The sequence below is a fragment of the Clostridium cuniculi genome (assembly GCF_004353185.1).
Lineage (GTDB): Bacteria > Bacillota > Clostridia > Clostridiales > Clostridiaceae > Clostridium > Clostridium cuniculi.
Window position 1 is genome coordinate 15324 of record NZ_SMUS01000014.1, and the last position, 12175, is coordinate 27498.

Annotated in this window: 7 protein-coding genes and 1 riboswitch; of the genes, 5 read left to right on the forward strand and 2 right to left on the reverse strand. The window is 26.9% G+C overall.

Annotation, left to right across the window (positions count from 1 at the left end; translation table 11 throughout):
* Positions 1 to 114: 114 nt before the first annotated feature.
* The 5 genes from EJJ37_RS08895 (at position 115) to EJJ37_RS08915 (ending at position 7831) form a co-directional block, all read left to right on the forward strand.
* Entirely contained in the window at positions 115 to 333 is a 219-nt protein-coding gene (locus EJJ37_RS08895; protein ID WP_166484716.1) for a DUF1659 domain-containing protein, read from the forward strand.
* Positions 334 to 354: 21 nt separating this feature from the next.
* Positions 355 to 570 (forward strand): DUF2922 domain-containing protein, encoded by a 216-nt coding sequence (locus tag EJJ37_RS08900; protein WP_133015229.1) that lies wholly within the window; start codon positions 355 to 357, stop codon positions 568 to 570.
* A gap of 237 nt (positions 571 to 807) precedes the next feature.
* Positions 808 to 1350: a DUF2800 domain-containing protein gene (locus tag EJJ37_RS08905; RefSeq protein WP_166484717.1), complete on the forward strand. Its 543-nt coding sequence runs from the start codon at positions 808 to 810 to the stop codon at positions 1348 to 1350.
* Positions 1351 to 1380: 30 nt separating this feature from the next.
* Positions 1381 to 1560 carry a hypothetical protein gene (locus EJJ37_RS08910; protein WP_133015231.1) on the forward strand — a complete coding sequence of 60 codons (180 nt, stop codon included), beginning with the start codon at positions 1381 to 1383 and terminating at the stop codon, positions 1558 to 1560.
* A gap of 113 nt (positions 1561 to 1673) precedes the next feature.
* Positions 1674 to 1759: riboswitch (cyclic di-GMP riboswitch) on the forward strand.
* A 465-nt stretch (positions 1760 to 2224) separates the two neighbouring features.
* Positions 2225 to 7831, forward strand: coding sequence for a discoidin domain-containing protein (locus EJJ37_RS08915; RefSeq protein ID WP_166484718.1), 5607 nt, complete (start codon positions 2225 to 2227; stop codon positions 7829 to 7831).
* 62 nt (positions 7832 to 7893) lie between these two features.
* Here EJJ37_RS08915 and EJJ37_RS08920 read toward each other — a convergent pair whose 3' ends face one another.
* The gene (locus EJJ37_RS08920; RefSeq protein WP_133015233.1) at positions 7894 to 9504 is read right to left on the reverse strand and encodes a cellulase family glycosylhydrolase; all 1611 of its coding nucleotides are present in this window, start codon (positions 9502 to 9504) and stop codon (positions 7894 to 7896) included.
* Between the two features lie 293 nt (positions 9505 to 9797).
* A complete protein-coding gene (locus tag EJJ37_RS08925) occupies positions 9798 to 11993 on the reverse strand; it encodes an EAL domain-containing protein (protein WP_133015234.1) in 2196 nt (731 codons plus the stop codon).
* Positions 11994 to 12175: the final 182 nt, after the last annotated feature.

Consider the following 12175-nt stretch of genomic DNA (forward strand, 5'->3'; position numbering starts at 1 on the left):
AATTTAAAAATTTTTTTAGTATTTTTGTAAAAAAGTAATTTTCACGGATATGTATTAATTGTAAGGCAAATAAATAAAAAAACTTACAATAAAAAATGAATGGGGGAATTTATTATGGCAAACAAAGCTTTAGAAAGCACAGTATTATCAATTGAAGTACAATCAGCAATTGACAAGGATGGGAATCCAACCTTTACAAAAAAGAAAATAGGTAATTTAGTAGCAAATGCAGATCTTAGTAAGGTTCAAGAAGTAGCTGAAATAGTAGCAGATTTACTTAGTGCAAATACTAGAAATTTCTACGTAACTGAATTATCTCAAATCCAAGAATAATAAAAGAGGGGTGTGTGAATTATGGAATATACATTAACAATGACATTTTTAACTGAAACAGGAGAAAAATCTAATATATCTATTTCAGATGTTAAAGCTGGAATAACAAATGATGAGGTGCAAGTTTTAATGGACAGCATAATTGAAAATAATATCTTTGAAAATAGTAAAGGAATGCTAGTTTCTAAGTATTCAGCTCAAGTAATAGAAAGACAAGTTACTAAGTTTACTGTTTAATAATTTGAGCTAACTTTATAAAAATAGGTAGTAATAAGAGGTGTGAAGAGCAAATCTTATTACTACCTTTAAGTTATATAAAAATTTGTATAAAGTTACAAAAAAATAAAAATATATATAACTTAAGAATTTTGTAAAAAAAGTTAAAAAGTTTTGTAATAATTAATATGTAAAATATTAACATAAAATGAGTTTATTAAGAGATTGATTAAATTTTAAAGGGAAATGAGGGATTTTATGAGTAATAAAAATATAGAAATTGGGTTAAATGAGGAAGATATCAAGAAGCTAACTATACTAAAATTAAAAAGAAATTATGGTTTTATTGAAAGAGAAGAATTTAAAAATGAATTAATTAAGTTAGGATTAGAAGAGATTTCAGATTACGTAGAGATGTTAACGTTTATATCTTTTAGGGTGATTTTAGAAAGGATAGAAGAAATAGAAAGTGATAATAAAGTGAAAATTTTATTTAATGAAGTTGTTGAAGTACCTTATAAGGATGACTATATATCAAAAAATTGTGATGTAATTTTACTTGGTAAAGAGGTTATGGAGGTAATTACAATAGTACCAAACAAAAATAATGTTATAAATCTACATGATAATAATGAAATAAAGCTTTTAGGAGTAGGAGCTATAGATAAGTATTTAAGTAGAATAGATTGTAAAATATTAAGACTTATAGTAATTCAACCTAATTTAGAGATGTGTTCTATATATGAAACAACTATAGATAGAATGTTACATGAATATGATTTTTCACTTTCATGGGAGTAAGGAAAAATAATTTAAATGGAGGTAATAACGATGAATATTAATGGTCAGCTTATTAACAATGTTTTTAATGATAAGAATATTAATAAAGCTAAAAATGCAGAGGAAAATCCAGAATGTATGAATGCAGTTATAATTAAAAATAGACATGAGAATAGAGGAACTTGTGCATTAAAATGGAATGGTAGATATTCTAGGGTAAGTGATTTTTAAAGGATGTTTTATGAAGAAGTAAATTTTTTATGAAAATATATGAGAATAACAAATAATAAATATCAAATAATAGAAAGTTGCATATGAGTTAATCTTATGATAAAATGTTTAAAAAAGTTAATAGGCAAACTTAAGGAAATTTAAGGACGCAAAGCTATAGGGACTAAAGTTATAATAACTAAGTCAGCCAGTTGCCCCAAATATTTTGGGTAATAAGTTGGATATATTGTTTGAAAGTAAAAGTATTTGTTTCAAAGAGTATATCTAATTTATGGAGCTATCTTTTATTAGATGGCTTTTTTAGCGAGCTACCTTAATAATAAGGAGGCTTTTTTGTCTTTAGAATAAAGCAGATTTGGCTTAGGATTCTGAAAGGCTTCTAACCATGAGAAAAAATGGATTTTATACTATATTGACAGATGAAAATAAATTATTATATTATTTAGAATAAATAAAGATACTAACTTGTTAAATTGAGATGAAAAATAGCTTGATGTTTAAGATAACTATTAGTTTTTTTGAAAATTATATTAGTCTTGTTTATTGTTCTTCTCTTCTTTTCTAAGGAGTATTATTAAGTCTTATAAACCTATAGTATTTTCTAGAGTTGAGAAGAGCAATGTTCATATAACTTAACAGAATGACAATATATAGGGGGATAACAATGAATAAGAAAAAGATTTCAGCTATACTTGTTTTAGCATTAACTATTAACACTATAGGACCAAATTTAAGTGTTTTTGCGGAAACTACTAATATTAATAAAGTAATAGAAGATTCTCAAGAAACACAAGAAACTAATAAGGCAGAAGTATCAAAATTTACACCTTATTACTCACAGTATAAAGATGCTTATGATAAGGAATTTAAAATGGATAATTCCAATATAGAAAGTATAACTAGTACTGGTGGAAGTTTAAGAGAAAATGTTGGAACTGAGAATATAATAGATGGAAATTTAGATACTTACTGGGAAACAAAAAAACATACATCTGATTCATTTACAAATGAATTAATATTTACCTTAAAAGAAGAGACTATTTTAAATAGAATAGCTTACAGATCAGCTTGGAACACAGTAGGATTTGCAGAAGACTTTGAAATATGGGCATCTGATACAGCAGAAGGGGATGATTTCAATTTAGTTGCAAGTGCTACAGCAAGCAAGACGGCAGATGTTATTGAAATTAAGTTTAATCCAACAAGCTTTAAGAGAATGAAGTTTGTATTTAAAAATAAAGGAACAGCAACAGCATCAGAAATGATGTTTTATAAGGAAGATTCAGTTTTAGATAAAATGAATTCAATATTTACAGATAGTACATTATCTGTAGTATCAGAAGAGTTTAATACAATAGAAGAAATTAATAAATTAGAAGAAGAGGCAAAGTCACATCCATTATATGAAGAGTATAAAGAAGACTTTGAAAATGCAAAGAGTTTATTACAACAAGACACTATAGAAGAAAGTGAAGCAACAATTTCAAAATTTGATACATACTACTCAGAATATAAAGATGCTTATGATAAAGTCTTTAAAATGGACAGTTCTAATATAGAAAGTATAACAAGTACTGGTGGAAACTTAAGAGACAGTGTTGGAACTGCAAATATAATAGATGGAAATTTAGATACATACTGGGAAACAGGAAAACATACATCTGATTCCTTTACAAATGAATTAATATTTACCTTAAAAGAAGATACTGTTTTAAACAGAATAGCCTATAGATCAGCTTGGAATACAGTAGGATTTGCAGAAGATTTTGAGATATGGGCATCAAGCACAACTAAAGGAGATACATTCCAATTAGTAACAAGTGCTACAGCAAGTAAAACAGCAGATGTAGTAGAAATTAAGTTTAATCCAACAAACTTTAAGAGAATAAAGTTTGTATTTAAAAATAAAGGAACAGCAACAGCATCAGAAATGATGTTCTATAAAGAAGACGCAGCACAAGATAAATTAAAAGGTTTATTTGCAGATGATACTTTAACTAAGGTAAGTGAAGAATTTAATAGCATAGAAGCTTTAAATGAACTTGAAGAAAGTGTTAAGGAACATCCATTATATAAGGAATTTAAGCAATCTATAGAAGATGCTAAGGCTATAGTTGAAAATAAGCAAATTGAAGCTACAGAAGCAACTATGAGAAAAGCTACTTACGTTGAAAATGAAGAATATAACAACTTATATAGAATGTCTTATGACAATATAAAATCAATAAGTAATAATGGCGGACATTACTGGAGTCAAGTAATTGAAAATGCTATAGATGGAGATTTAAGTAGTTATTGGGAAACATCAAAGGGAAATACTGATACATTTAAGAATGAAGTTGAAGTTACATTTAATGAATCAGTTAAGCTTAACAGAATAGTGTATGCTCCAAGACAAAGTGATTTAAAGGGATTTGCACAAGAAGTAGAAATATATGCATCAAGAACAAGTCAAGGAGATACTTATCAGTTAGTTGCAACAGGAACATATGATGCTACAAGTGGATTTATAGAAGCTAAATTCGATGAAACAGAGTTTAAGAGAGTTAAATTTGTATTTAAAAATTCAACTCAAAATTGGGCAAGCTTAAGTGAAATAATGTTCTATGAGTCAGATGAAGTATGGAATTCAGTAGATGAATTATTTACAGACAATACAAAGACTGTTGTAAGTGATAAGTTTAATAGTATAGAAAAATTAAATGAGTTGGAAGAAGCTGCAAAGAAACATCCATTATATGAGAAAGAATTTAAAGAAATCATTAATGATGCTAAAGTTGTAGTTGAAAACAAACAAATAGAAGCTACTAAAGCAACTATGAGAAAAGCTACTTACGTTGAAAATGAAGAATATAACAACTTATATAGAATGTCTTATGACAATATAAAATCAATAAGTAATAATGGTGGACATTACTGGAATCAAGTAATTGAAAATGCTATAGATGGAGATTTAAGTAGCTATTGGGAAACATCAAAGGGAAATACTGATACATTTAATAATGAAGTTGAAGTTACATTTAATGAATCAGTTAAGCTTAACAGAATAGTGTATGCTCCAAGACAAAGTGATTTAAAGGGATTTGCAGAAGAAGTAGAAATATATGCATCAAGAACAAGTCAAGGAGATACTTATCAATTAGTTGCAACAGGAACATATGATGCTACAAGTGGATTTATAGAAGCTAAATTTAATGAAACAGAATTTAAGAGAGTTAAATTTGTATTTAAAAATTCAACTCAAAATTGGGCAAGCTTAAGTGAAATAATGTTCTATAAGTCAGATGAAGTATGGAATTCAGTAAATGAATTATTTACAGATGGCACAATGAGTGTTGTAAGTGATAAGTTTAACAGTATAGATAAAATAAATGAGTTAGAGGAAGTTGCAAAGAAGCATCCATTATATGAAGAAGAGTTTAAATCAACAATAGATTTAGCTAAAGAAATAGTGGATAATCCAAGGCAAGCAGATGTAATTGAGTTAGAAATGAGAGGGAACTCAATAGAAGAATCTGTTGCGAGAAAAATGTGGAGATTCCAAGACTGGCAAGTAACAGGTTTATCAGCTCTAGCTGGAGATAAGATAACTGTATATGTTGACGTAGAAGAAGGAGAACCAACTCCAACACTATTATATAAGCAAGCAATGACACAACATGGTGGCGCAAAAACATTCGAATTACACAATGGAAAAAATGAAATAATTATACCAGAACTTGATGAGGCATCAAATGGAATTTTAGATGGAACAATTCAAGGTGGAGAATTATTCTTTACGAATTATAATAGTGATGAGCAAACAAGAGCACCAAAGGTAAGAATAGAAGGAGCTGAAAAATATCCTGTATTTATACTTGGTGAAAGTGATGAGGATGAAGTAATAAAAGAATTAGAAGCTTATGTTGAAAAAATAGAAAAATATCCTGAAACTACACCAGATATTTTTGCTGTTAGCTCAAATAAATCTTTATCATTAACACAAGCAACATATGCTTTAGAATGGTATAAGAACAATAATAAAACTCCTAAATATACAGCTGAAACTTGGGATGAAATTGTTGAAAATGCAATGGACTTCTGGGGATATGATAATTCAAGTGAATTAAACTCAGACTATAACTTTAGAATAATGCCAATGGTTAAAAACCTTACTGGTGGTGCATTTATGAATGCAGCTAATGGTGTGATAGGAATAAGACCAGGTAATCAAAACTGTATAGTTGGAGCAGACATGGGTTGGGGAACAATGCATGAACTTGGTCATAATTTTGATACATCTGGAAGAACAATAGTAGAAGTTACTAATAATATTATGCCATTATATTTTGAATCACTAACTAGAACTCAAACAAGAATAACAGATCAAAATATATGGGAAAATAATACTTATCCAAAAGTTGGATTAGATGATTATTCTAATAATGAATTATATAATACAGCTGATTCAACACATTTAGCACAATTAGCACCATTATGGCAATTATACTTATATGACAATACATTCTATGGTAAGTTTGAACAACAATTTAGAGCTAATGATTATGGAAATAAAACAAGAGAAGATATTTATAAATCTTGGGTTGTTGCAGCATCTGATGCAATGCAATTAGATTTAACAGAGTTCTTTGCAAGACACGGTATAAGAGTAAGTGAGGAAGTTGCAGCAGAAATATCTTCTAAATATGAAAAACCAGATAAGAAGATTTACTACTTAAATGATTTAGCTATGAATTATGAAGGAAATGGATTTACAGACAATGCTCAAGTTGATGTAAAGACAACTAATTCAAATGGAAATGTAAAACTTGTATTTTCAATAAATGAAGAAGATAAAGGTAACTTATTAGGGTATGAAATACGTAAGGATGGAAAATATATAGGATTTACTTCTAAAGACAGCTTTGTTGATACAAGCTCTAACTTAGATGATGATGCAGTATATACAGTAACGCCATATGATATAAAGCTAAATACATTAGATGAAGTAGAAGCAGATACTCTTCAACTTAATATTTCATCAAACCCAATAATAACTGTAGAATTAGGAGAAGGGTTTAATGAAAAAGAGTTTGTTATTGCAAAGAATATAAAAGGAGATTCTATAATAGATTCTGTAGAAGTTAAATCTGATGTAGATACTTCTAAGGTAGGAGAATACGAAGTAGTTTATTCTGTAAAAGATGCTTTAGGAAGAGAATATACAACTACATCAAAAGTTAATGTAGTAAGTAAAAGCACTTCAATAAGCGACTTAACTCCAGTTACAGGAACAACAGGTTGGGGAACAGTTAGAAAGAATAAGAGTATAACTGGTGGAGTTATAGGTTTATTAAGAGATGGAGAAATTATTGACTATAGTGAAGGTTTAGGTGTAAATGCACACTCTGAATATGTATATAACTTAGAAGGAAAAGATTATGATTACTTCGAATCATATATTGGTATGGATAGAGCAGTATTAGTTGAAAAATATGCTTCTGCTACATTTGAGGTATATGTTGATGGAGAATTAAAATATGAATCAGGAGTATTTGGAATTACAACAAATCAAGAGTATATTAAAGTAGATGTTAAAGGTGCAAAAGAATTAAAGTTAGTAGTAACAGATTCAGGTAATGGAAATAGACAAGACCAAGCAAACTGGGCAAATGCTAGATTAGTTAAGATATCAGATTATGATACAACAGAATTAGAAGCAGTTTTAGAAAAAGCAAAAGCTATGGACCTAACTCTTTACACAGAAGAAACAGCAAATCAATTAAAAGAAGCAATGAATGCAGGTGAGTTAGCATTAACTTCTAAAGATCAATCTGTAATAGATGAAGCTATAAAAGTTATAGAAGAAGCAATAGAAGGATTAGTTGAAAAAGTAGATTTTTCAAATCTTGAAGAAGTTATAGCTAATAATAGTAATTTAAATGAATTACATTATTATAAAGATGCTATTACAGCACATAATGCATTAATAGAAGAAGCTAAAGAAATTTTAGTTAATGAAAATTCAACTCAAGAAGAGATTGATGAAATAATAGCTAAAATAAATGAATCATCTAAAAATTTAGTTGTTAGAGAAAACAAAGTAGAGCTTGAAAAGAAATTAGAAGAAGCTAGAGCTATGGAAAATAAAGGTTATCAAGAAGTGAGATGGCAAAACTTTTTATATGGTATAGACTATGCAAGTAATATATACAATAATCAAGATGCAACTGATGAGGAAGTTAGATCTGCATTATTTACTTTAGGTTATTTTAAAGATGAATTAAAATAAAAATAATAAAAAAACATACCTCAGTATAAAGGAATTAATTTCCTTTATACTGAGGTATAGCTTTATTCTATAGTATCATTATAACCATTGATTAAAGCGCCAACTATTTCAGGGAACTCCCATGTTAAAGTGCTTCTATTAAGTAATCCAAATGTTTCTCCTTGCCATGCTGTTGTTGAATTATTATCCCACCAAATGCATGACATACCTCTTTTTTTAGCTGCTGATACAATTGAATAGGCTAAATTTGATCGTGAAGTAGTATTATTTTTATTAATTGACCCAAACTCTCCAATTACTACAGGAATACCTTTTGCAACAAAAGTATTGTAATAGCTATCGAATTCATCATTTAATGCTTGTATATCGGAAGAAGATCCCCAATAATCAGTGCCACTAACATCCATAGCAAATGTATATGGAGTATATGCATGTAAAGATACGATTATATTATCATCATCAGGTATTTCTAAGGCATTAATTGTAAGTGACATTCCTGATGCTGCATAAGTAGGTATCATAACTGATCTGTTAATATTATTTCCACCTGTTGATCTAATTGCATTTAAGGCAACCTTATTTAATTTATTAACCATATCCCTAGATTCAGATGTACCACCTGTCCATTCATATTCTGTACCTTCTAATCTAGGCTCGTTTAATGCTTCAAAAATTAAATGATCATCATAATCTTTAAATTTATTAGCTATTTGTATCCATAACTTTTGTAATTTATCAGATGCTGATACATCATTGTCATAAGTTGGAATACACCATTCGCCATCATGATGAACATTTATAATTGCATACATATCATTATCTAATACATAATTAACAACTTCTTCAACTCTGTTCAGCCAATCACTATCTACTGTATAATCAGGGGATGATCCCATATGTTCTCCCCAAGAAACTGGTATTCTTACAGTATTAAATCCAGCGGCTTTAACAGTATCTATCGTTGCTTTAGTAGTTACTGGATTTCCCCAAGCAGTTTCATATTGTGATGGAGTTCCATTATCAATCCAAGAAGCTATACAATCCAAGGAATTACCTAAATTCCAACCAACTCCCATATCATTAACAATTTCTTGAGAACTTCTCATTGAACTACTGTTAGATGAAGAAGTAACAGGTTCAATATACCACATTTGATTATCTGTGTTTTTATCTTCATATTGTATAATATTTGTTCCATTTTCAGATTCGTAATTTAAGAGATCTAGTACTAAATTACTGTTTCTATTTTGTATTTTAAAATATCCATCCTCTGCAGCTATAAGTTTAAATTGTTGATTGTAGCTATATTTATTGTCCCATAATATTGCATTTGCTCCATTATCAACGGAATAGTCTTGAATATCCATTACTTTATTACTTTCAGCATTAATAATATAGTAATATCCATCACCAGCATCTGAAAACTTCCATCTTTGAGCAGATTGCCCCCAATAATCCCATAGGTTTATTTGTGTACCATTTTCGCTACTTAAATCAGTGGGTTGTAGGCATTTCCAATTACATAATTTTGAATAGATTATATATTCTTTATCAGTATCTAGGGTTAATGCTTCTGTTTTGAGAATTGGTGAAAATACAGTAAAAATAGTAGTTAAAAGAAATACAATAAGAAGTGATAGTGAACTTGATTTTGAAAAATTTTTAATAGTCAAATTTAGTCCCCCTTAAAATTATTATTATAAATTTTTTATAATACATTTTTGCTATTTGAATAATCAAAGTTCAGATAAAGCAATAAAAAGATTTTATGTAAATGTTTACTATAATATTAACATAAATTTAAATGTAAAAATATCCTAATTATTATACAAATAATCATTAATTTTTAGTGTTTATTTTTATAGATATTAGATTATAATTTTTAATAGATTAATTTATGTTGCAATATTAAATAAAATACGGAGTAGGAACTTTGCCCACACTCCGTATTTTTTCTCTATATTCTTTAAATAAGTTTTGAAAAATCATCAGAACTTAAAGGTTTATTAAAGTAATATCCTTGAAACATATTACAGTTATGTTTTAGTAAAAATTCATATTGCTCTTTTGTTTCTATACCCTCAGCGATTACGTCCATACCAAGGCTGTTAGCTAAATTTATCGTATATATTATTATAGATTCCATATTTTCATTACCTATTCCATCTATAAAGCTTTTGTCTATTTTCAAAATATCCAATTTATTATCAGATAGGCTTTTTATAGAAGAATATCCCATACCAAAGTCATCTAGTAAAATTTTAAATCCTTTATTATGTAGTATAGAAATAATATTTTTAAATTTTTCTTCATTTTTTACTAGTGTACTTTCCGTTATTTCAAATTGAATTAAATTTCTAGGAATTTTATACTTATTTATATAGTTATCTAATACTAAAATAAGGTCTGATTTGTCTAAATAATTTCTAGATAAATTAATAGAAATAGGAACAACCTTTTTATTTTTATCAAGCCATTCTCTTAAGTTTTTACAAACATCTTCAAATATAATTTCATCTAAATTTTTTATTAATCCAATTTCTTCGCAAATATTGATAAAAATATAAGGAGATATTATACTTCCATACTTGTACCATCTACACAAAGCTTCAGCGCCAATAATTGTTTTTCCATCTTTTCCGTATTTAGGTTGAAACCATGCTTTGAATTCTTTATTATTAATTCCATTTTTAATATCAGCTTTTAACTTTAATTCATCTATTTCTTTTTTATGTAATTCTTTATTATATATCATATAATTGTTAGTACTATCTAAAGCTTTTTTTGCAATACTAATATATGAACATATATCTTCAAAACTATCACCATTTTCAGTAATTAAATAAATACCAAGTATATAATCTATATTGTCATGTATTTTTGAGAAATTTATAGTTTTTAATCTTTCTGTTAATTTAGTAATATCATTGTATTTTAAAACTAATTTATATTCACCAAAATAACTATGTACAACAATTTCATCATTGTCTAATATACTATTTAAATAAGTATATATATCTTTTAATATGAATTCAGTATTTTTAAGACCAAAAGTATTAACTAAAGTTTTTGTGTTAACAATTTCTAGACTTATAAAAGCAAAATTTCCTTTCTGGATATCGATAATCCTATTTAAATTATCTTTAAGAAAGAGATCATTTCTTCCATTTGTAATATTATCTTTATAAGTTAAGTCCTTTAAATTTTTAGATATTTTTCTTTCTTTATTAATTATTATACTAAATAGGATTATTAATAAAGTAATAGAGATTGTAGTAATTAAAGTTATAGTGTTTGTTATATACTTATAAGAATTTTTAATTACCTTTTCAGATATTGTAGTTACAGTCCACCAATCATTATAGCTTAATTTAGCATAATATACATAAATACTAGAACCATTAACTTTAAATTCACTATAACTATTATGTAAATTATATAAATCATTTTTAAGTTTTTGTAATTCATTAGCATTTTCTTTAGTATTTAAATAAGGTTGATTAAAGAAATTTAAATTATTATTATCAAAAAATTTATTATCCAAATCTAGACTACTTACTATTAAATTACCATTCTGATTCATTATAAAAGTGTCACCTATATGTAAAGTAGTATTTATATTAATATTTTTATAAAAAACTTCAGTTAATGAAGAAGCCCACAATACTCCAACAACTTCATTATTTTTTAATATAGGAACACTATAAACATTAGCTTTTTTTGAATCAATTTTGGAAGATACAATACTGCTTACAAAGTTTTGCTTATTTAATGATTTTTGAAAGTAATCTCTATCAGCAACATTTATAACTTCTCCTGTATGAACATATGAAGTACCATCTAGAGTTGAAATAGCCATCTTTTTAAACTGATTATTTTCAACTATGGAATAAAATTTTTTTACTGTTTCTTCAGGGTTTTGTAATTCTTCAAATGTAAGGTTATTAGCTATATTAGTTAAAATAGTAAATGTATTTTTTATTTGATTATTTATATTTGTACTTGAAACTGTAGATATATTCTCAATAGATTCTAAAATATAATTTTTAAATTGTTTTTTTACATATATACTACAATATAAAATACATAAAGAAATTAAAATACTAAATATAACTATATAATAAATATTAATATTAAAACGGCTTTTCTTTTTTATATGCATTTTTCCTCCAAAGTAAGTAAATTTGCTTTATTTTCATTACTCTTTAAAACAATCATTATTTTTAAAATCAATTATTATATTTTACTTTAAGTTTTATCATAAGTTTAAATAAAAATATTCTGTTAATATAGATAATGTTTTGAACTATAGAGAATTACAATAGAAGAATCTTGATTACTAAT

Bases quoted from the DNA above. Each gene is read 5' to 3' on its own strand.
- EJJ37_RS08895 (WP_166484716.1), top strand. From the start codon at position 115: ATGGCAAACAAAGCTTTAGAAAGCACAGTATTATCAATTGAAGTACAA.
- EJJ37_RS08900 (WP_133015229.1), top strand. From the start codon at position 355: ATGGAATATACATTAACAATGACATTTTTAACTGAAACAGGAGAAAAA.
- EJJ37_RS08905 (WP_166484717.1), top strand. From the start codon at position 808: ATGAGTAATAAAAATATAGAAATTGGGTTAAATGAGGAAGATATCAAG.
- EJJ37_RS08910 (WP_133015231.1), top strand. From the start codon at position 1,381: ATGAATATTAATGGTCAGCTTATTAACAATGTTTTTAATGATAAGAAT.
- EJJ37_RS08915 (WP_166484718.1), top strand. From the start codon at position 2,225: ATGAATAAGAAAAAGATTTCAGCTATACTTGTTTTAGCATTAACTATT.
- EJJ37_RS08925 (WP_133015234.1), bottom strand. From the start codon at position 11,993: ATGCATATAAAAAAGAAAAGCCGTTTTAATATTAATATTTATTATATA.